The organism is Streptomyces sirii (assembly GCF_045690365.1).
In the GTDB taxonomy this organism is placed as follows: Bacteria; Actinomycetota; Actinomycetes; order Streptomycetales; family Streptomycetaceae; genus Streptomyces; species Streptomyces sirii.
Map to the genome: position 1 here is coordinate 4861969 of NZ_CP147982.1, position 20824 is coordinate 4882792.

Annotated in this window: 21 protein-coding genes; 14 read left to right on the forward strand and 7 right to left on the reverse strand. The window is 69.8% G+C overall.

The annotated features are described in order from the left end of the window. Positions 1–170: 170 nt before the first annotated feature. From WAB15_RS21850 to WAB15_RS21875, 6 genes are all read left to right on the forward strand, one after another. Positions 171–1397 (forward strand): acyl-CoA dehydrogenase family protein, encoded by a 1227-nt coding sequence (locus WAB15_RS21850; RefSeq protein WP_407287264.1) that lies wholly within the window; start codon positions 171–173, stop codon positions 1395–1397. Further along, positions 1394–2446: a bifunctional MaoC family dehydratase N-terminal/OB-fold nucleic acid binding domain-containing protein gene (locus tag WAB15_RS21855; RefSeq protein WP_407287265.1), complete on the forward strand. Its 1053-nt coding sequence runs from the start codon at positions 1394–1396 to the stop codon at positions 2444–2446. Before WAB15_RS21850 ends, WAB15_RS21855 begins: the two co-directional genes overlap by 4 nt. A gap of 1 nt (position 2447) precedes the next feature. Further along, a complete protein-coding gene (locus WAB15_RS21860; RefSeq protein WP_407287266.1) occupies positions 2448–3593 on the forward strand; it encodes an acyl-CoA dehydrogenase family protein in 1146 nt (381 codons plus the stop codon). 68 nt (positions 3594–3661) lie between these two features. Further along, complete coding sequence (locus WAB15_RS21865; protein WP_399146084.1) at positions 3662–4054, forward strand: MaoC family dehydratase; 393 nt, start codon at positions 3662–3664, stop codon at positions 4052–4054. Continuing rightward, complete coding sequence (locus WAB15_RS21870) at positions 4051–5217, forward strand: lipid-transfer protein (RefSeq protein WP_407287267.1); 1167 nt, start codon at positions 4051–4053, stop codon at positions 5215–5217. The genes WAB15_RS21865 and WAB15_RS21870 overlap by 4 nt, the downstream gene beginning before the upstream one ends. A 162-nt stretch (positions 5218–5379) precedes the next feature. Continuing rightward, the gene (locus tag WAB15_RS21875; RefSeq protein ID WP_384491312.1) at positions 5380–5913 is read left to right on the forward strand and encodes a SigE family RNA polymerase sigma factor; all 534 of its coding nucleotides are present in this window, start codon (positions 5380–5382) and stop codon (positions 5911–5913) included. A 52-nt stretch (positions 5914–5965) separates the two neighbouring features. On the opposite strand, the gene WAB15_RS21880 is transcribed toward WAB15_RS21875, so the two are convergent. Next, positions 5966–6904 (reverse strand): hypothetical protein, encoded by a 939-nt coding sequence (locus tag WAB15_RS21880; protein WP_407287268.1) that lies wholly within the window; start codon positions 6902–6904, stop codon positions 5966–5968. Positions 6905–7212: 308 nt separating this feature from the next. Here WAB15_RS21880 and WAB15_RS21885 point away from each other — a divergent pair, with 308 nt between their 5' ends. Further along, positions 7213–8145 carry a TIGR03620 family F420-dependent LLM class oxidoreductase gene (locus tag WAB15_RS21885; protein ID WP_407287269.1) on the forward strand — a complete coding sequence of 311 codons (933 nt, stop codon included), beginning with the start codon at positions 7213–7215 and terminating at the stop codon, positions 8143–8145. A 181-nt stretch (positions 8146–8326) separates the two neighbouring features. Further along, positions 8327–8689 (forward strand): peptidoglycan-binding protein, encoded by a 363-nt coding sequence (locus WAB15_RS21890; RefSeq protein WP_407287270.1) that lies wholly within the window; start codon positions 8327–8329, stop codon positions 8687–8689. Between the two features lie 99 nt (positions 8690–8788). Here the strand turns inward: WAB15_RS21890 and WAB15_RS21895 are convergent, their stop codons facing one another. The 3 genes from WAB15_RS21895 to WAB15_RS21905 form a co-directional block, all read right to left on the reverse strand. Beyond that, positions 8789–8971, reverse strand: a complete 183-nt coding sequence (locus WAB15_RS21895; RefSeq protein WP_407287271.1) for a hypothetical protein — start codon at positions 8969–8971, stop codon at positions 8789–8791. 134 nt (positions 8972–9105) lie between these two features. Next, the gene (locus WAB15_RS21900; RefSeq protein WP_407287272.1) at positions 9106–9282 is read right to left on the reverse strand and encodes a DUF397 domain-containing protein; all 177 of its coding nucleotides are present in this window, start codon (positions 9280–9282) and stop codon (positions 9106–9108) included. Between the two features lie 17 nt (positions 9283–9299). Continuing rightward, positions 9300–10148 carry a helix-turn-helix transcriptional regulator gene (locus WAB15_RS21905; RefSeq protein WP_407287273.1) on the reverse strand — a complete coding sequence of 283 codons (849 nt, stop codon included), beginning with the start codon at positions 10146–10148 and terminating at the stop codon, positions 9300–9302. Positions 10149–10259: 111 nt separating this feature from the next. On the opposite strand from WAB15_RS21905, the gene WAB15_RS21910 reads away from it, so the two are divergent. The 4 genes from WAB15_RS21910 to WAB15_RS21925 all read left to right on the forward strand — a co-directional run bounded on the left by WAB15_RS21910 (position 10260) and on the right by WAB15_RS21925 (position 13084). After that, complete coding sequence (locus WAB15_RS21910) at positions 10260–10670, forward strand: ATP-binding protein (RefSeq protein ID WP_407287274.1); 411 nt, start codon at positions 10260–10262, stop codon at positions 10668–10670. Positions 10671–10932: 262 nt separating this feature from the next. After that, a complete protein-coding gene (locus WAB15_RS21915; RefSeq protein ID WP_407289266.1) occupies positions 10933–11931 on the forward strand; it encodes a helix-turn-helix domain-containing protein in 999 nt (332 codons plus the stop codon). Between the two features lie 44 nt (positions 11932–11975). Further along, positions 11976–12617, forward strand: a complete 642-nt coding sequence (locus WAB15_RS21920; RefSeq protein ID WP_399145683.1) for a DUF6313 family protein — start codon at positions 11976–11978, stop codon at positions 12615–12617. Between the two features lie 89 nt (positions 12618–12706). Continuing rightward, complete coding sequence (locus tag WAB15_RS21925; RefSeq protein WP_393486025.1) at positions 12707–13084, forward strand: hypothetical protein; 378 nt, start codon at positions 12707–12709, stop codon at positions 13082–13084. Between the two features lie 104 nt (positions 13085–13188). On the opposite strand, the gene WAB15_RS21930 is transcribed toward WAB15_RS21925, so the two are convergent. Further along, a complete protein-coding gene (locus WAB15_RS21930; protein WP_407287275.1) occupies positions 13189–13665 on the reverse strand; it encodes a DUF1453 domain-containing protein in 477 nt (158 codons plus the stop codon). Positions 13666–13735: 70 nt separating this feature from the next. Here WAB15_RS21930 and WAB15_RS21935 point away from each other — a divergent pair, with 70 nt between their 5' ends. Both WAB15_RS21935 and WAB15_RS21940 read left to right on the forward strand, forming a co-directional pair. Next, entirely contained in the window at positions 13736–14353 is a 618-nt protein-coding gene (locus WAB15_RS21935; RefSeq protein ID WP_407287276.1) for a TetR/AcrR family transcriptional regulator, read from the forward strand. A gap of 408 nt (positions 14354–14761) precedes the next feature. After that, positions 14762–15391 (forward strand): hypothetical protein, encoded by a 630-nt coding sequence (locus WAB15_RS21940; protein WP_407287277.1) that lies wholly within the window; start codon positions 14762–14764, stop codon positions 15389–15391. A gap of 189 nt (positions 15392–15580) precedes the next feature. On the opposite strand, the gene WAB15_RS21945 is transcribed toward WAB15_RS21940, so the two are convergent. Next, entirely contained in the window at positions 15581–16360 is a 780-nt protein-coding gene (locus WAB15_RS21945) for a two-component system response regulator (RefSeq protein ID WP_407287278.1), read from the reverse strand. Further along, positions 16357–20712: a HAMP domain-containing protein gene (locus WAB15_RS21950; RefSeq protein WP_407287279.1), complete on the reverse strand. Its 4356-nt coding sequence runs from the start codon at positions 20710–20712 to the stop codon at positions 16357–16359. Before WAB15_RS21950 ends, WAB15_RS21945 begins: the two co-directional genes overlap by 4 nt. Positions 20713–20824 lie beyond the last annotated feature (112 nt).

Sequence of the window (20824 nt, forward strand, 5' to 3'; positions counted from 1 at the left end):
TGATGGTCGGGGCCGGTGTGGGAGCGAATGGGGCTGCTCCGGGGTTCAACCGCACCGGCCTTGACAGCGAGCGGGTTTCTGACGGACAGTCAGAAACCCGCTCGCTCGTTCGTACGTCCGGGTACCCCTGCGCGCCGGACGTACGGCCACCAGAAGGGGAGGCCGCCGACGTGCACCTCGCCCCCACCGCGCGCCAGGAGCAACTGCGCACCGAACTCCGCTCGTACTTCCGCAAGCTGCTGCCGGACGGGCCGAAGGGGACGGCCGAGGACCCCGAGGCGCAGCGTGCGCTGCTGCGCCGGATCGGCGCCGACGGCATGCTGGGCCTGGGCTGGCCGACCGCGTACGGCGGGGCGGGCCGCGGCCCCGACGAGCAGTTCGTCTTCTTCGACGAGGCCTATCGCGCCGGCGCCCCGGTCTCGATGGTCACCCTCAACACCGTCGGCCCGACCCTCATGAAGTACGGCACCCCGCAGCAGAAGGACTACTTCCTGCCGCGGATCCTCAGCGGCGAGATCGTCTTCGCGATCGGCTATACGGAACCGGAGGCAGGTACCGACCTCGCCGCCCTCCGCACCCGCGCGGTGAAGCGGACGGCGGCCGAGGACGAGCGCGCGGACGAGCGAGCCCACGGGGTGATCGGCGGGGACGAGTGCGACCACTGGCTGATCAACGGGGCCAAGTCCTTCACCAGCAACGCCCACCAGGCCGACTGGATCTGGCTCGCCTGCCGCACCGACCCCGACGCGCCCAAGCACAAGGGCATCTCGATCATCCTCGTGCCCACCGACGCGCCGGGCTTCTCCTGGACGCCGATCGAGACGGTCGGCGGGCTGACGACCACGGCCACGTACTACGACGACGTCCGCGTCCCGGCCGGAAACCTCGTCGGCGAGGAGAACGCCGGCTGGCAGTTGATCACCAACCAACTCAACCATGAGCGGGTCGCGTTGGCCGCTCTCGGGATGCAGGCCGAGGACGCCTTCGACGCGGCGCTGGCGTACGCCCGTACGCCGGACCCGGAGTCCGGCGAGCGCCCGGCGGACCGCCCCTGGGTGCGGTCCCGGCTCGCCGAGGCGCACGCCCGGCTGGCCGCCACCCGCCTGCTGAACTGGCGCCTGGTCGGCGATGTGGGCGCCGGAACGCTGGGCCCCGGCGATGCCAGCGGCGTGAAGTTCGCGGGGACGGAGTCCACCGTCGAGGTCTACCGGATGTGCCAGGAGGTGGTCGGCGACACCGCCCTGGTGCGGGCCGGTTCGCCGGGCGTCTTCCAGGACGGCGAACTGGAGCGGATGAACCGCGCGGCGCAGATCAACACCTTCGGCGGCGGTGTGAGCGAGGTCCAGAGGGAGATCGTCGCGACGATGCGGTTGGGGATGCGGAGGGGGCGTCGGTGAACGTTCCACACGGTCAGGACGAGCGGTACGAGAAGGACGGCCGGTACGAGCGAGACGAGCTGTACGAGCGGTTGAAGACCTTCGAAGGGCGGGCGTCTTCCACTGCGGGCGTCGGAAAGGACCTGGTCAACGAGCCGATGATCAGGCACTGGTGCGAGGCGATGGGCGATGCGAACCCGGCGTACGACGGGCCGGACGCGATCGCCCCGCCGACCATGCTCCAGGCCTGGACGATGGGCGGGCTGTCGGGTCACAGCGCCCGCTCGGGTGCGTACGACGAGCTGTCCGGGCTGCTGGACGGCGACGGATACACCTCGATCGTCGCGACGGACTGCGAGCAGGAGTATCTGCGGCCGCTGCGTCCGGGCGACCGGATCACCTTCCGCGGGGTGATCGAGTCGGTGTCCGCGCGCAAGACGACCAAGCTGGGGACCGGGTACTTCATCACCACGCGGATGGACATCTGGGCGGACGGCGAGCCGGCGGGGACGCACCGCTTCCGCGTCCTCAAGTACGCGCCCGCCGCATCGAGAACTCCTACGAGGGCGCCATCGAGGACTTCAACGAGTACTCCGTCGAGGACCCCGTCGAGGACACCCAAGGCCGGGCGCCCCCGCCCGGTGATCAACCGGGACAACGCCGGGTTCTGGGAGGGCGTCGACGCGCACCGGCTGCTGATCCAGCGCTGCGGCGGCTGCGGCGAACTGCGCTTCCCGTGGCTGCCGGGCTGCGGCGGCTGCGGTTCGCCCGAGTGGGACACGGTCGAGGCGAGCGGCGCCGGCACGGTCTATTCGTACGTCGTGATGCACCATCCGCCCTTCCCGGCCTTCGACCCTCCCTACGCCGTCGGGCTCATCGAGCTGGCGGAGGGCGTGCGGATGGTCAGCAACGTGATCGGTGTGCCGCACGACAAGGTGCGGATCGGGATGCCCGTACAGCTGGAATTCCTGCGGGTGGACGAGGAGTTGGAGCTGCCGGTGTTCCGCCCCGAGGGATCGGTGGCCCGTAGTGGGAGTCAGGCGCGTCCCGAGGGTGAGGTGGCGGGCTGAGATGGACTTCACGCCTACGGAGGAGCAGCGGGCCGCGAGCGAGCTGGCGGCCGAGATCTTCGGTGATCTGTCGACGCCCGAGCGGCTGGCCGGGTTGGGTACCGCCGCCGACGCCGAGCTGTGGAAGGCGCTGTGCGCGGCCGGTCTGCCGGGCGCGGTCGAGGAGACCGGGCTGCTGGGGCTCGCGCTGCTGCTGGAGGAGCAGGGCCGTACGACGGCGCAGGTGCCGTTCGCCGCGACCTGTGTGTACGGCCTGGTGGCGATCGGCGCGCACGGGAGCGCGGAGCAGCGGGCGCGGCTGCTGCCGGGGCTGCGGGCCGGCGAGTCGGTCGCGACCGGGGCGTTCCCGGCCCGGCGCGGTGGCGTACGGACGGAGACGGGGGCCGAGGCGGGGGTCGGGACAGAGGCCGGAACAGGGGCTGCGACGGTGGCCGGGGCGCGGGCCGACGGGACGGCGCGGCTGACCGGTGCGGTCCCGGTGGTGCCCTGGCTGCGCGAGGCCACGCATGTCCTCGTGCCGGACGCCTCGCGCACGCTGTGGCTCGTACGCACCGACGACGCCGGTGTACGGAGGGAGCCGGTCGAGACCACCGCCCCGTGGTCGGCGGCCCGGCTCAGCCTGGACGGCGCGTCCGGCGAGCGGCTGGGCGGGGCGGATGCCTACCCCGGCACGCTGGCCGCCGCCCGCACCGCCTTCGCCGCCCTCCAGGCCGGTGTCTGCGCCGGCTCCCTCGCCCGCGCCGTCTCCCACACCACCACCCGTGAGCAGTTCGGGCGCCCTCTCTCCACCAACCAGGGCGTCCTGCTGCGGGCCGCCGACGCGTACATGGACACCGAGGCGATACGGGTCACCGCGTACGAGGCGGCCTGGCGGTACGATGCGCGACTGCCCTGCACCGCGCACGCGCTGACCGCCGCCTGGTGGGCGTCCGAGGCGGGCAAGCGCGTGGTGCACACCGGCCAGCATCTGCACGGGGGCATCGGCGCCGACGTCGACCACCCCGTCCACCGGCACTTCCTCTGGGGCCGGCAGCTCGATGCCCATCTCGGCTCGGGATCACAACTCCTCGAAGAACTGGGGGACTTGATGGCCAGCGGCGTAAACGACGTAAGCGAGGCATACGAGGCAAGCGAGGGCCAGGCGTGACGGCCGGCGGCGAGCGGGGCACCAAGGCCGATGACCAGACAGGCACCAAGGCCGATGACGGGACGGGCATCGAGCCCGGCGACGAGCTGCCGCCCCTGGAGATCCCCCTCACCCGCACCCTGATCGTCGCCGGAGCGCTCGCCTCCCGCGACTACCAGGACGTCCACCACGACACCGAGGCGGCCAAGGACAAGGGCTCCCCGGAGATCTTTATGAACATCCTCACCACCAACGGGCTGGTCGGTCGCTACATCACCGACCACTTCGGGCCCACGGCGGTGCTCCGCACCGTCGCGATACGGCTCGGTGCCCCCAACTACCCCGGCGACACCATGACGTTGACCGGCACGGTCACCGGCGTCGACGGCGACACCGCCCAGGTGCGGATCACCGGCGCCAACGGCCTGGGCAACCACGTCACCGGCACGGTCACCGTGAGCCTCCCGGAGGGCACCGCATGAGCCTGCACCGCCCCGACTCGCTGTCCGGACGGGCCGCCATAGCCGGAATCGGCGCGACCGAGTTCTCCAAGGACTCCGGACGCAGCGAACTCAAGCTCGCCGTCGAGGCCGTCCACGCCGCCCTCGACGACGCCGGGCTGACGCCGGCAGACGTCGACGGCCTGGTCACCTTCACCATGGACACCAGCCCCGAGATCACCGTCGCCCAGGCCGCCGGCATCGGCGAGCTGTCCTTCTTCTCCCGCATCCACTACGGCGGCGGCGCGGCCTGTGCCACCGTTCAGCAGGCGGCCCTGGCCGTCGCCACCGGGATCGCCGAAGTCGTCGTCTGCTACCGCGCGTTCAACGAGCGCTCCGGGCGCCGCTTCGGCTCCGGGGTCCAGGAGCGGCAGCCGTCCGCCGAGGGCGCGGCGCTCGGCTGGAACCTCCCCTTCGGCCTGCTCACCCCCGCCTCCTGGGTCGCGATGGCGGCCCAGCGCTACCTCCACACCTACGGCCTGACCCCGGAGGCGTTCGGGCACGTCGCCGTGACCGACCGCCGGCACGCCGCCCGCAACCCGGCCGCGTACTTCTACGGCGAGCCCATCACCCTCGCCGACCACGCCGCCTCCCGCTGGATCGTCGAACCGCTGCGGCTGCTGGACTGCTGCCAGGAGACGGACGGCGGCCAGGCGATCGTGGTGACCAGCCCCGAGCGGGCCCGCGATCTGCGCCACTCCGCCGCCCTGATCACCGCCGCGGCGCAGGGCGCCGGCCGCACCCAGGAGCAGATGACCAGCTTCTACCGCGACGACCTGACCGGCCTGGCGGAGATGAACGTGGTCGCCCGCCAGCTCTGGCGCACCTCCGGCCTCACCCCCGCTGACATCTCCGTCGCCGTCCTCTACGACCACTTCACCCCCTTCGTGCTCATGCAGCTGGAGGAGTTCGGCTTCTGCGCGCCCGGTGAGGCCGCCGACCTCGTCGCCGCGGACACGCTCCCGCTGAACACCCACGGCGGCCAGCTCGGCGAGGCGTACCTGCACGGTATGAACGGCATCGCCGAGGCCGTGCGCCAGCTGCGCGGCACGTCCCCGAACCAGGTACCCGACGCCGCCCATGTGCTGGTCACGGCGGGTACGGGGGTGCCCACGTCGGGGTTGATCCTGGGCCGGGACGGCTGAGGGGCCCGGCAGGGACGGCTCAGGGTTCCCAGGTAGGGAGGGTTGAGGGCCCGTCCCCCCAAAGGAGGTGGGAGGGGCCCTACCCGTACAACTTGAGGCGGAGAGCGCTTCGGCACCTGGGGCCGATCCCCCGAACCCCCCCTCGCTTCTAGCGTTGAGCCCATGACCACGCCAGTGTGCACAAGAGCTTCGACCGCTGCGGTGTACCCGTCGTTCTCGTCCTATGTACGGGCCCGGGGGCCGGTCCTGCTGCGCGCCGCGCGGTCGCTGTCCGCCAACCCCAACGACGCCGAGGACCTCCTCCAGACCGCGCTGACCAAGACCTATGTGGCCTGGGAGCGCATCGAGGACCACCGCGCCCTGGACGGCTATGTCCGGCGCGCGCTGATCAACACCCGCACCTCCCAGTGGCGCAAGCGCAAGGTCGAGGAGTTCGCCGTCGACGAGCTCCCCGAGCCGGACCCGCTGCCGGCCCCGGACCCCGCCGAGCTGGAAGGCCTGCGCGACGCGATGTGGCGCGCGGTGATGCGACTGCCGGCCCGCCAGCGCGCCATGGTCGTCCTCAGGTATTACGAGGACCTGAGCGAGGCCCAGACCGCAGAGGTCATGGAGGTCTCGATCGGCACGGTCAAGAGCGCCGTCTCCCGCGCCCTGGCCAAACTCCGGGAGGACCCGGAGCTGGCCATGATCCGGTAACCCCGGGACATCCCTGAGCGGTAACCCGCGACATCCCGGAGTCGAAACATCCCTAGCCGAAGAAGACCGACGAGACCTCGTTGTCGAATCCGATGGCGCCCAGATCGGCGACATCACCGTCGATGACCTTCGACCTGCCGGTGCAGTCGGCCTTCGACCAGATCTTCAGCGAGCCGACGGCCTGGATGGACGAGGCGACATCAACCCGCGCGACGTTCTGGCAGCCGCGGCCCGCCAGCCCCTGAGCGGCCCCGCTCTCGGCGAAGCCGGCGTCGTCGAAGAGCGTGGCGCTGGTGGCAGGCCCGGTGGACTTCTCCTGTCCGCCGCCGGTACTCCCGCCGGTACCGCCCGTGCCGTCGCCCCCGGAGGCCTGCCCCGCCTTCTTGCCGCCCGGCGTCACCCCGAACCAAGTGCCGCCCACACCCTGCCCGTTGGTGTCACCGGGCTTGAGGTCCTTGCTGAACCGGTAGACCGGCCACCCTCCGATGGTGACCTGAAGATCGCCGTCGTCCCTCCTGACCACACCCACGTCGGACTTCTTCACCCCGTCGATGAAGATCTTCCCGCCCGGCGCCACGACCACCGGCGGCCAGGTGGCTGCGCAGTCCCCGTTGCAGTTCGACTTCGAGGGGTTCGCGGTGTCCTTGTCGAACCGGTAGAGCGTGAACCCGGTGCCATTGACCACCACCGGGTCGAGCTTCCCGGCCGCGGACGCGCTGAGCTGCACCCACTTCTTCGCGACCGGCTTCGCCGCGGGCTTGCCCGGCATGTTCGCCCAGTCACCCGTCTTCGGCTGGGCGTTGTTCCTCTTCGCCGTCCCGCTCAGGAAGTTCAGTTCCTGCAGAGCGGACCTGCCGGCTCCGGCCTTCGACCCGCCCGGCGTGGCCGAAGCGGCGGCATCGCGACCGCCGTCGGCACCGCCACAGGCGGTGAGCAGCAGGGCCCCGGCAGCGGTCGCCGCGGCAATCATCCCCATGCGCTTACGGAACATCGTCGCTCCCCCATGTCTGGTGCTCCGGCCTTCCCGAAGCCCATCGCCACCCAGTACGAGGCCGCCCACGCGAGCTGCTCACCAGGAGACACGCATGAGACGTGGCCGGGACGATTCCGCGACATGGCCACCAGACCGGCCCGAGTGGGCGGGGGCCGCCCACAGACGGACAATCCTCGCCTTTCAGTGCGATGGAGGAGGTCAAATGCCAGCGTCAAGAGCGGCCTCTGGGGCGAATAGACCCGCCATTTTGGCCACCGCACCCGGCGCGCCCCTCGGCCTCGCCCGGCCGCCGGTACACACGAGACATGACCGTTCACGTCGTTCATGACCTCGACCCTGACCTCGACGACCTCGACCGCGACCTGAACCTGGGGCGCATCGGCATCTGGAGTCTGGCCTTCACCCACGGGGAGCGCGGCGAGGCCCGCGACGCCGCCGCGGAACTGGAGGAGCTGGGCTACGGATCGCTCTGGCTCGGCGGCAACCCCGGGGGCAACCCCCGCGGCGATCTCGTCACGACGACCGAGCTGCTGGCGGCGACGGACCGAACGGTCGTCGCCCCCGCCTGCGTCTCCATCTGGCACCAGCCCGCGTCCGAGCTGGCCGCGGCGTACCACGCCGTGCCCGACCACCAGCGCGCACGGCTGCTCCTCGGCCTGGGGGTGAGCCACTCACGGGTCGAGCAGCGCTACCACCGGCCGTACACGGTGCTCGGCGGCTATCTCGACGCGCTGGACGACTCAACTCAGCCGCTCCCCAAAGCGAGGCGCTTCCTCGGCGCGCACGGCCCGAAAATGACCGGGCTCGCGGCCACCCGGACCGCCGGCGTCCATCCGCACCTCACCGTCGCCGACCACACCGCCCGCACCCGCAAACTCCTCGGCGACGGCCCGCTGCTGGCTCCCGCGGTGTCGGTGATCCCGGACCCCAGCCCGTCGACCGCCCGCGCCACGGCACGCGCCGCCCTCGCCCCGTACCTCGCCCAGCCGAACTACGCCAACAGCTGGCTGCGCTCCGGCTTCACCAGGGACGACCTCGCGGCGCACGGCAGCGACCGCCTCATCGACGCCGTCTTCGCCTGGGGCACCCCCGAGCGGATCGCCGACCGCATCGCCGAACGCTTCGCCGCGGGCGCCGACCACGTAGCGGTCCAGGTCGTCACGGACGGCGGCCGCCCGTACGCCTTCCCGCGCACCGCATGGCGCACCCTGGCCGAGTTGCTCCTCAACGTGTCTTGAGGTACGGCCTGTTGGGCGGAACGCGTCCGTGGTGCTGCATGTTTCGCTGCATGTTTCCATGCAATGTCACCCACAAGGGGTGTAAGTGGGCAGCAGCGGCGTAGCGGACCGCGCCCGAAGCCAGCCTCTTTGTGGAACTCCTGACCGGGAGATCTACGAAGACTTGGGGGAAGGACCTCACATGCGTACACGTCAGCGCGCCGTCCTTGCTGCGGCAGCCGTTTTGAGCGGGCTGCTCCTGACGCTGGCTCCGGCCGCCTCCGCCACGCCGGTCGAGGCGCGGGGAACCACGGCTGTGGCCGACGCGGCCGGATACTGCGGCTACTACGACCGGGCTGCCACCACCCGGCGTGGTGACACTGGAGACGCCGTCAGGGAGATCCAGTGCCTGATCAACGCGTGGAACGGCGGCTCTCCACTGGCCGTTGACGGGAGCTTCGGTCCGCGCACGGAGAGCTGGGTGGTGTACTTCCAGGACGTGAACGGTCTCCAGGTAGACGGCGTCGTCGGTCCCGAGACCTGGGGGGCCCTGCGCGCGGTGTAACCGGCGCTGCCGAATCGAGCCTGTCCGATCCGGGGCTCTTTCCCGACCCGTCGGACAGGCTCTGACAACCGGGCCGGGGGTGGTGATCGCCCCTGGCCCTCATTCGCTTTCGGCGGTGGCGTCCGCCGCCGTGGTCGTGCCGGTGGCCGTGGCCGACGTGGGGGCTGGGGCGCTGCCCTCGGCCGCTGCCAGGCTCTCGCGGCGCTTCCGCGCCAGCTCCGCGGCGAACTTCTCGGACTGCAGCCGCATTTCCGCTTCCGCCTTCAGGTCGAACTGCCGCACCGTGGCGCCCCCTTCTGCCGTTTTCTGACAGCGTTCCCGCCAGGCCCGCACTGACCCTGTCGGCGGCACGAAGGAAACCCTCGGCAGTTGCATGCCCGGCCGCTATGCGCCGTTGCGTGCTCCCCGGCGCCCGGTCAGTGCGCGGAGGCGGCGGCGTACGCGACGAAGTCGACCCAGGAGGCCGGCGGCAGGTGCAGCCGCGGCCCGTCGGGGTTCTTGGAGTCGCGGATGTGGATGGTGGAGGGGGTGGCGGCGATCTCGATGCAGTCGTCACGCTCGTTACCGCTGCTGTAGCTGCTCTTGGTCCACATGCCAGTAGGCCGGAGCGTCATGTCTCTCCCCGCAGTTTCTCGATGAAGGCCAGTGACTCCCGTGGCGTGAGAGCCTGGGCCCGGATGGTGCCATACCGCAGCTCAAGGACCCGGACATCCTTCGGATGGGAGGCTGGGCGGTTGCCGAACTGACCTTGGGAGTGGCCCACCGCCGACCCGTCCCCGAACTTCAACACCTGGATCGGGCCGTTCATGCCGGCATGGTCCTCACGGTCCGTCGGCATCACCTGAATCTCGACGTTTCGCAACTGGCCCACCTCCAACATTCGTTCGAGCTGCCGACGCAGCACCATTCTGCCCCCGAGGGGGCGTCGAAGTGTCACCTCTTCCTGGACGAATGTGAGCATGGGAGCAGGCGTGCGGTCGAAGATCGCGTGGCGCGTCATTCGGGCGGCCACCAGGCGATCCACTTCGTCCTGTGAGTACGCGGGGCGACACATCTCGAACAGTGCTCGCGTGTACTCCTCCGTCTGCAACAGCCCATTGACGTTGTGGTTTTCGTACGCGGCCACCTCCACCGCCTCCGCCTCCCACCGCGTGAGATCGCGGACCTTCTTCGGGTACCGGGCCCGCGCCACATCCTGCTTCATCGCGGCGATCTTGCCGTCGGCGCCCAGTACCTCGTCGGCCTTGTCGAGGTACTCCGGGCGTGGGATACGGGCTCCACGCTCGATCTTGTAGATCAGGTCGCCGGTGTAGCCCATGGCCTTGGCGAACTCGGCTGGTCGCAGGCCGGCGTCCTCCCGCCACACCCTCAGCTGGTGGCCGATCGTCTCGACGACGGCCTCTGACTCGTCCTGCGGATCGAGGTCCCAGCCCGCCTCGTCCGCGCCGTCAACGCTCATCCGCTTCGGCCTCCTAGACAGTGAAGACGCCCGCAGACAACCCACGGACATCACCATGCGTATTGGCGTCATCACTGTTCAGCGTAAACACGTCCGACCACGCTGAGTGACATGAATCAGCAAATCGCCGAGCCCGAGCTCCACTTCAGGGTCCAGCTGTCCGCCACCCGCCGGGGCGCCCGCCTCGCTCGACTGCTCGCCGTCGAGCAACTCCGGGTCTGGGGAGTGCCGTTCGAACGTCCCGCTCAGGTCGTCGCCGAGCTGGCCGCGAACGCCGCCTCGCACGGACGCGTACGAGGGCGTGACTTCAGGATCGTGCTGTCCTTTGACGCGGACACGCTCCGTGTCGAGCTGGTGGACGCGCGCCCGGACCGGATCCCGGTCCAACAGGCTCCGGGATTAAGGGAGTCCGGCCACGGCCTGATCCTCGTCGATGCGCTGGCGGATCGCTGGGGGACCTCGCAAGGCCCCGTCCCCTGTAAGACGGTCTGGGCTGAGTTCGATCTTCCGATGTGGGGATGACCGGCGGCCGGAGGCTTGGCTTTCGGTGATTCGGCCCGTAAAAGACCAAATAACCCCAGGGATAAAGAACCAACCCACCAAACCCAACCGGCCCGCTCACTCGCCCGGGTGATCAGGGCCCGGAGGACTGGCATCCGCATATGCCAACGTTGCAGGCTCGGACCCAGCAAGACCGACAGACCGTAGACATGCGACGGCCCTCGGTCGGGACTGGCATCCCGGATCGAGGGCCTGACCACCAAGGAAGAAAGCCGCTTCCGTGATGGATGCACAGCAGCTTAACGCGCCTTCGCGTGCCCAGTACGTCATTCGACGATCCCCGTCTGGAGTTCACAAGGTCACCGAACGCCAGGAGCCGGGCTACACGATCGTCGGCAATCACCTCGCCCAGCACAGAGAGCTGTCGGGCCTTGCGATTGGGCTCGGGGCGTACATCCAGTCGCTTCCTGAGGGCGCGCCCGTCGACATTCGTACGCTTGCCAAGAGATTCCCCGAGGGGCGGGACCGGATCTCCGCCGCCCTGAGGGAGTTAGAGGCGCACGGCTACCTGGAGCGGGTTCGGCAGCGCACCGATGACGGGCGGATCGTCACCGTCACCATCTCGTACAACAACCCGGAGGCCACCCGCGCCCGCCGAGCCCGCGAGGCGGCCGAGCAGGACAAGCGCCGCGCCGCGGTTGCGGTGAAACCCGAACCTTCGCCCGCCCCCGAACCTTCGCCCGCACCTGAACCCGCCCCCGCACCGAAGACACCCCCGCCCGCCCTCCCGCACCCCCGCGACCAGTACAAACACCACCCCGCCGCCTCCGCCCTGCTCGCGAACCTGCGGCGGGACGACCCTCGCCTAGTGCTCTCCGTACAGGACGTCCACCGCCTCGCTCCGTCCGTCGCCGCCTGGCTGGAACGCGGCGTTGACCCGGACTCCGTACGCCAGGCCCTGACGACAGGGCTCCCGCAGCCCCTCCGCAACCCCGCGGCCCTGATCGCCCACCGCCTCGCCAAAGGGCTGCCGCCACCCCTCCCGACAGCGGCTCCCACCGGTCCCGCGCGCGCTCAACTCCTTCCGTTCCAGACCTGCGACGGCTGCGAACGTGCCTTTCGCGCCCCAGCGCCCGGCCGCTGTCGCGACTGCCGCGGCGAGCCGCAGCGGAGGGGCGGGCGGCCCCAACGTGACCGGGTGTCCGGCGACGCCAACTCCCCTGCCCAGGTTGGCGATTGTGCGGTCTCGGCGCGTCCCGAATGTCTAGACTCGGGGCATTGAGCGAGGCAATGGGGGCGTAGTTGAACAACCCGATCCCTATACCCATGGATCTGGCGCTGCCGCCGACGCGCCCCATGGGGAGGTTGCGGCGGCTGTGGCGCTCCAGGAAGGCGCTGGCCGGTCTGACGCAGTGGATCATCGACTGGGGGCTGCCCTTCGCGGCGGGCATCAGCGTGCTGTACGTCTTCGCCGCCCGGGCGGCGAGCCCCAGCAAGGTGTACAGGACGTTCACCCTGATCGATCCGCCGGAGCACGCGCTGCTGTGGCTAGCGTCCGTCATCGGCTGGCTGGCCGTCCCGGCCGTCCTCGGTGGGGTGGCCGGTCATGTGATCGCGACCCGTATCCAGAGCGTGAAGTCCATCGCGACGAGCACGCTGTTCCAGCGGCGTGGCTGGGGAGACAGGCTCAGGCCGCCGTCGCGGATCGACTACCTGGGGAGCTACTTCCACGGGACGCTGGCGGAGCAGGTCTTCGTGGACGCCTTTGTGCGGATCGCGCATCGCAACGACTGGGTCAAGGCGCAGGACCACTGGGAAGTCATCATCAGGGACACGATGAGTACGCAGCAGTTCTCCAAGCTCGACCGGCACGAGTGCCTGCGGCAGGCGCAGGACGCGTCGGTCATCCATATGCGGCCGCCGGCGTTGGTCGGGCTGTGTGCGGTGTGCGTGGCTCGGAAGCCGTGAGGGGCCGTGGCGGTGAGCTGTACCGGACGTGAAAGTGGACGTGGTCATGGACGTGGGTGTGGGCGTAGCGGAGAGGGTGGCGGTGGCTGATGCAGGCGGAGAGCGCGGTGGAGATCGTCCGGGCCTCACTGGCCCTGGCGTTTCCCACCGCTACGGATGAGGGCCTGACCAGGGCCGCGGAACTCGTGCTGCGCTGGGGCTCCGAAGGGGTGGGGGTCCAGCTGGAGCCGGATCTGGCGGAGCGGATGCTGCTCGACCTGATGGCGGTCGCGGGCCAGGAACCGCGCGAGTTCGAGGCCGCCAGGGCGCCGCGTACCGATCTCACCTATGTGGAGCCGGCGGCGAGCCGTGCGTGGAGCCGTACGGCCGAGACGCGGGACGACGGGCTGCCGTTCATTCCCCGGCCTCCGGAGCGTCCGGGGCGGGGCCGGTTCCGCGGTGGGTGGGGCCGGGGCGGGCGCGGCTGAGCCTTAGGGGGTGCCCTAGGGCCTGACTCATCGGACAGGCCCTAAGGAACCCGTAGGCAGGGGCGTACCCGTCCCGCCGGAATTGCCGCCATCTGGGCAATGAGTCACCGAGTACGTGCCGGGGCGAAGGGGATCCCCGAAGCCATGCCGCGACGGCCGACCATGAGGGACTCGCCGAGGAAGCTCACGCCGACGGAGAGCTGGACGGGACGTGCGCTCTCGTGCATGCCCATCTTCGCCGCCAGGATGCTGAAGCCGGCCGTGACCGCCAGGGCGCCGATCAGGGTGAGAAAGGTGCGGCCGGTGTATCGCTGCCACAGGACACCTCCCTTGTCGACGAGCTGAACGGTGGCGCCGCGGAGTGCGCCGAGGCCCGCGCCGAGGACGGCGCCCGTGATGACCCATGTGAGGTCCGTGCCGGTCAGATCCGTTTTCTTGATGAGGGACAGGATGCCGATCCCGGTCAGGATCGCCGGGGCTATGAAGAGGTCCTTCGCGTTGACCGGTTCACCGATCATCCGCTTGATCACGACCGCGATCACGACCGCCGCGATGATCGCGGCGAGCAGCCAGGGGTTCACGCAGATACCGCCCATCTTTATGGCACGACTGAGCTAAAAAATGTTAGCTCAGTCGTGCTATAAAGCCAACGTGCCAAAGATCGTCGATCCCGTGGCCCGTCGCAGGGTGGTGGCGCAGGCCGTCCTGTCCGTCGCCGCCCGGCATGGGCTGGAACATGCGTCGCTGCGCAACGTCGCGGATGAAGCCGGACTCGCCGTCGGCTCGGTCCGCCACTACTTCGCCGACCACGACGAGTTGATGACCTTCACGATGAGGGAGCTGAGCCGGCGCATCGGCGACCGCGTCCGCACCCACGCCGAGCGGCTCCTGGCTCCCGACGGCCGCACCGACCGCCGGGCCGGAACAGAAGAGCTCCTGGCCGAGTTCCTCCCCTTGGACGAGGCCCGTCGCCAGGAGTCCGCGCTCTGGCTCGCCTTCACCGCCGCAGCACACACCCGCCCCGAACTGCGGCCCTGCGCCGCCGAGATGCAGGCCAACCTGCACGCCCTGATGTCGCGCGTGCTCCACGAAGCCCGGCGCGCCGGCGGGCTGCCGGCTGACATGGACGTCGAACTGGAAAGCACGCGACTGGCCGCCCTCCTCGACGGACTCAATCTCCAGGCAACGCTGCTGCCGGACCGCTATCCGCCCAAGCTGCTCCGGCAGGTACTGCGACGGCACCTGGACGCGCTCAGAGCCGGCAACTGACCTCCGGTCAACGCGTTCAGCACCCGCGCCAAGGATCAATAGCCCGGGCCAGCCCAGTGACATGATCCGACGGGCAGCTCCTGACAGCTGCGGGACGTTGAAACGTACGCGACTGGGGAGACAAGTCCGTACGCCGACACCCGCCCGACAGTCCTTAGGGCCGGCTGGGCGCCGCGCTCTGGACCGACCAGGGGAACATCCGCGACTGCCCGGCTTCCCGAGATCGCAATCTCCGACCCGCCCCGGGCCGTATGCGAACCTGACGTCGTCCAACAGTTGTCCTGGCCGGTAGGGCTCAACGATCGGAAGCGCGCAATGGGCGGGGCGAATGAACCTGCGAAGCCGAGGGAATCTCCGACCCCGAGCATCGGAGAGATTCAGGCCACGCTGGGAAAGCGCCTGGACGACGTGGCCAAGATCCTGGCCGGTGCCCTCGTGGCGGTGGCCGGCATCATGACGACCTTGGGACTCAACAGCAAGTTCGTGTTCGTCGCCCTCAACAACAGGTCGTGGCCCATCTACGTGGCCTCGCTCTGTGCCATCATCTCCATCGTCTGCAGCATCGCCGCCCTGCTCATCCGCCCCACGGGCCGCGGGGTCCTGTGGGAGACGGGCGTGCTCGTCCTCGGCGTTGTCTTCTACATGGCGTCCCTGAGCATTGCCGTGGTCGGCGCCGCCCAGGCCGCGGGCGGAAACGGCCGCCCGACCTTCACCGACGTCAGACTCGACGGACCTCGCGCCAACATGCGGCTGCACTTCAGCGTGCACGCCGATGGCGTCCAGAAGTGGTCACACATCGAGGTGACCGTAAATCCGTACAATTCATCCTCCGGGGAGTGGGGCAAGGACCTCTACTGGAGTGTGCTCAGACCTGACGATCAGGGGAAGATCGCGCAGCAGATCGACATCCCGCTCTCGCCTCCGGCCGGAACGACGCGGGTCTCTGTGTCGGCCGTCAACCCAAACGAGTCCGAGCCGGGAGAATGCGAAGCCAAAACGCAGCACGGGCCGGCGTGCACGGAACTCCACATCCCCTGAAGCCGGACCGCAATGACGGAATCCGCACCTGGACTCTGCCGGTCGGCTGCCCGGCGGTTTGGGTGGCCGACGACTTCGACGACCTCACCGAGCCCGAAGGGGCACTGCGTCCGAACGTGCTGTACCGCATCGCCCGCAGCGCGGGGATCTGACGTTCTCCGCTGAGGCCGTTGTCCCCGGGGCGGGCGGCTACCCGCTCCGGTCGGTCAGCAGCCGACCCACCGCCTCTTCCAACTGCGCGATGCGGTCGGCCAGGTCGGCCGCCCCGCCGTCGCCCGTCATGTCCTCGCCCGTCTCGTCGCCGCCCGACTCCGGGCCCGACTCGCGGCCTGCCTTGTCCCGTAGGAGGAATTCGAGCTGGGCGAGCTGGGTGGCGACCTCCGCCAGACGGGTGGCCTCGGTGGACGCGGTGGCGACGGTGGGCTGCTCGCCCTGCTCCTCGTGTGCGTGGCCCTGAAGTGTCCTGGCTGCCTCCGGGGCCTCCGGGGGCTCTGCCGTCGGGGCGCCGGGGCGGCCGCCGTCCGAGGTCAGTAGGCGCTTCAACTGCTCTGCTTGGGACGCCAGTTGGCGGTTCTTGCGGTGGAGTTCGAGGAAGACGTTCACCTTTGTCCGCAGCAGCCATGGATCGAAGGGCTTGATGAGGAAGTCGGCGGCGCCGACCGTGTAGCCGCGGTAGGCGTAGTTGGGGTCGACCGCGGCGCCGGTCAGCAGGATGATCGGCACGTCCTTCGTCTGGTCCAGCCCCTTGATGTTGGCCGCCGTCTCGAAGCCGTTCATCCCCGGCATCAGGACGTCGATGAGGACCACGGCGAACTCCTCGCGGAGCATCGCCTTGAGGGCCTCCTCGCCGGACCGGGCACGGACGACCTTCTGGGTGAGGGAGCCGAGGACCGCCTCCAGCGCGACCAGGTTCTCTTCCATGTCGTCGACGATGAGGATGCTCGGTGCGGTGTCCGGTGTCGTCGTCATGACCGCTGCCCCTCCGTTCCCCGGTCGTCCTGGTCCGCGTCCGCGCCGGAGTCGGCCTCGTCACGGGCGGGGTCGGGACCCGGCGGCGGGGTGCAGTTCTCGGGGTCCAGGAGCGTGCAGATCACGGACAGCAGGCGGTCCACGTCCACCGGCTTGGGGATGTAGTCGCTGGCCCCGCTGTCGATCGCCTTCTCCCGGTCGCCCGGCATGGCCTTCGCGGTGAGGGCGATGATCGGCAGGTCCGCGAAGCGGGGGGCTTGCCGGATCGCCTTGATCATCTCGTAACCATCCATTTCGGGCATCATGATGTCCATCAGCACCAGCGCGACGTCGGGTGTGCGGTCGAGGACCTCCAGGCCCTCGCGGCCGTTCTCGGCGTACTTCACGCGGATGCCGACCCGTCCCAGTACATGCGTGAGCGCGAAGACGTTGCGGATGTCGTCGTCGACGATGAGGATCCGGCGGTCGGCCAGCACCTGGCCGGGGCGTCCGCTGAGCCAGTCCTTGAGGCGGGTGGTCTCGGGCCAGGTGACATCGCCGCCGTCGCCGGAGTGGGGTCCCGTATGGGGTGTCGGCTCGTGTGCGCGTACTTCCTGGGTGGCGAAGACGTCGCCCTGTGACGAGCCCTGGTCCGGCTGGGGGCGGGTGGTGGGCGTGGGCCGGGTAGTGAGCTGTTCGGCGAGGACGGGGCGGGGTGCGGTGGCGGGGCCGCCGTCGCTGAGGGCGGGGAGCGGGGCGGTGTAGCGGGCGGGCACGTACAGGGTGAAGGTCGAGCCGACGTCGGGCTCGCTCTCGGCGGTGATCCGGCCGCCGAGCAGCGCCGCCATGTCGCGGCTGATGGACAGGCCGAGGCCGGTGCCGCCGTACTTGCGGTTGGTGGTGCCCTCGGACTGCTGGAACGCCTCGAAGATGCCGTCGAGCTTCTCGGACGGGATGCCGATTCCGGTGTCCTTGACGGAGAAGGCGAGGACGTCTTCGGCGGTGCGCAGGGACTCCTCCTCGAACTCCGATCCCGGTACGCGCCGGACGAGGAGCTCCACGCCGCCGGAGGAGGTGAACTTGACGGCGTTGGACAGCAGGTTGCGCAGGATCTGCTGGAGGCGCTGCTCGTCGGAGAACAGCTCCTTGGGGACGTCGTCGCCGACCTGGACGTCGAAGGTGAGGCCGCGGTCGACGGTGAGCGGCTTGAAGGTCGCCCGGACGTAGTCGAGGAGTTTGATGAGGGGGAGCGGCTTGGGGTGGACGTCCATCCTGCCGGCCTCGATCTTCGACAGGTCGAGGATGTCGTTGATCAGCTGGAGGAGGTCGGAGCCGGCGCGGTGGATGGTGACGGCGAACTCCACCTCCTGCCCGGAGAGCCGGCCCTCGGGGTTGTCGGCGAGGAGCCGGGAGAGCACCAGCAGGGAGTTCAGCGGGGTGCGCAGCTCGTGCGACATGTTCGCCAGGAACTCGGACTTGTACTGGGACGAGGTCGCGAGCAGCGCGGCCTTCTCCTCCAGCTCGGCGTTGGTCAGCTGCAGCTCGTCGGAGCGCTGGCGCAGCTCGGCGGTCAGCCGCTGGGACTCCGAAAGGAGCGACTCGGTACGGGCGTTGGCGATGATGGTGTTGATCGAGACGCCGATGGTGTTCACGAACTGGTCGATGAAGGCCAGGTGCACCTCGCTGAAGCGGCTGAGGGAAGCCAGCTCGATGACGCCCAGTACCTGGTCCTCGAAGAGGACCGGGAGGACGACGATGCTGGCGGGGGCGGCGGCGCCGAGGCCGGAGCTGATGGTGATGTAGTCGGGCGGTACGGCGTCGACGACGATGCGCTTCTTCTCCATGGCGGCCTGGGTGATCAGGCCCCAGCCGGGGGAGCCCATGCGCAGCCGCGGCAGCCGGCGGTGGGCTTCGGGCTGGCCGGTGCCGTAACCGGCGATGAGTTCGAGTCCCTCACCCGGCTCGGCGCCCGCCTCGGCCAGGAAGAACGCGCCGAACTGCGCGTTCACCAGCGGGGTCAGCTCGCGCAGGATCAGATCGGCGACCTCGACCAGGTCGCGGTGGCCCTGCATCAGGCCCGCGATACGAGCCAGGTTGGACTCCAGCCAGTCCTTCGCGCGGGTGGTCTCGCGGAGGTTGGCGACCATCAGGTTGATGTTGTTCTTCAGCGCGGCGACCTCGCCCTGGGCCTCCACGGAGATCGAGCCGGACATATCGCCCTGGGTGACCGCGCTGGCCACCTCGGCGATCGCGCGGACCTGCGTCGTCAGGTTCAGCGCCAGGTCGTTCACGCTGGTGGTCAGGCGCTTCCAGGTGCCGTAGACGCCCTCGACCCGGGCCTGGCCGCCCAGTTGGCCCTCGCTGCCGACCTCGCGGGCCACTCGGGTGACCTCGGAGGAGAAGGAGGAGAGGGTGTCGACCATCGTGTTGATGGTCGTCTTCAGTTCCAGGATCTCGCCGCGGGCGTCGACGTCGATCTTCTTCGACAGGTCGCCCTTGGCGACGGCGGTGGCGACCTGGGCGATGTTGCGGACCTGGGAGGTCAGGTTGTCGGCCATGGAGTTGACGTTGTCGGTGAGGTTCTTCCAGACGCCGGACACGCCGTGGACCTGGGCGCGGCCGCCCAGCCGGCCCTCGGTGCCGACCTCGCGGGCCACCCGGGTCACCTCGTCGGCGAACGCCCGCAGCTGCTGGACCATGGTGTTGACGGTGTCCTTCAGCTCCAGGATCTCGCCGCGGGCGTCGACGTCGATCTTCTTCGACAGGTCGCCGTTGGCCACCGCGGTGGTGACCTGGGCGATGTTGCGGACCTGGGAGGTCAGGTTCAGCGCCATGAAGTTGACGTTGTCGGTGAGTTCCTTCCAGACCCCGGATACGCCTCTGACCTGCGCCTGACCGCCCAGGTTGCCTTCGGTGCCGACCTCGCGGGCGACGCGGGTGACCTCGTCGGCGAAGGCGGAGAGCTGGTCGACCATGGTGTTGATCGTGGTCTTGAGCTCCAGGATCTCGCCCTTGGCCTCGACGGTGATCGTCTTGCCGAGGTCGCCCTCGGCGACGGCGGTGGCGACCAGGGCGATGTTGCGGACCTGGGTGGTCAGGTTGTCGGCCATGAAGTTGACGCTCTCGGTGAGGTCCTTCCAGACCCCGGAGACGCCTCGGACCTGGGCGCGGCCGCCGAGCTGGCCTTCGGTGCCGACCTCGCGGGCGACGCGGGTGACCTCGTCGGCGAAGGCGGAGAGCTGATCGACCATCGTGTTGATCGTCGACTTCAGTTCGAGGATCTCGCCCCGGGCGTCGACGGTGATCTTCTGGCTCAGATCGCCGTTGGCCACCGCGGTGGTGACCTGGGCGATGTTGCGGACCTGCCAGGTCAGGTTGGACGCCATGAAGTTGACGTTGTCGGTGAGGTCCTTCCAGACCCCGGAGACGCCTCTGACCTGGGCACGGCCGCCGAGCTGGCCTTCGGTGCCGACCTCGCGGGCCACCCGGGTGACCTCGTCGGCGAAGGCCCGGAGCTGGTCGACCATCTTGTTGACGGTCATCTTCAGCTCCAGCAGCTCGCCGGTGGCCTCGACCGTCACCTGCTGGGTCAGATCGCCGCGCGCCACCGCCGTGGTGACCACCGCGATGTCGCGCACCTGCGCCGTCAGCCGCGACGCCATGGTGTTGACCGCCTCGGTCACATGCAGCCAGTCGCCGGAGAGCCCCTGGACCTTGGCGCGGCCGCCCAGCCGGCCTTCGGTGCCGACCTCGCGGGCGACGCGGGTGACCTCGCCGGTGAACAGCGAGAGCTGGTCGACCATGCGGTTCACGCCGCTGCCCAGGCGGCGCAGATCGCCGTGCAGCCGGCGGTTGCCGTCGTGCAGGTCGACGTGCTGGGTCAGATCGCCGTCGGCCACCGCGTCCAGCACCCGGGTGGCCTTGGCCAGTGGCACGATCAGCGCTTCGAGCACGGTGTTGGCCGATTCGATGTTCGTCGTCCAGGTCCCCTGCCCGGGGCTCGCGGAGATCCGCTCGTCCAGGCGGCCCTGGCGGAGGATCTCGCCGCGGACGCGCTGCAGCTCGGAGGCCAGATGGACGTTGCGGGCGACGATCTGGTGGAAGACGCCCACCATGTCGGCCAGCACACCGTCCGCCGTGCCGCCGTCCGGGAAGCTCTCCACGCGGGTGGTGAAGTCCCCGTCACGCAGGGCGTTCATCGCCGCGAGCAGCGGCCGCAGCTCACTGGTGCGCACCCACTGTCCGCCCCCGTCGGACCCGGCCCCGGCGGGCGGCGACGGCGCGGTGGGCGGCGACGGCGCGGTGGGCCGCGACGACACGGAGCGCCCGGCGGGCGCGGAGGCGGATTCGGGTGGGGGCGGGTCGAGAGCCATGGCGCACCATCCCCCGGTGGTCGTTGTGGAGAGGTCCTATTCCTGCAGAATGATCAATTTGGCCGGATATGACATAGTATAAAGCGCTCGTAATTAGTTTTTCCCGGCACAC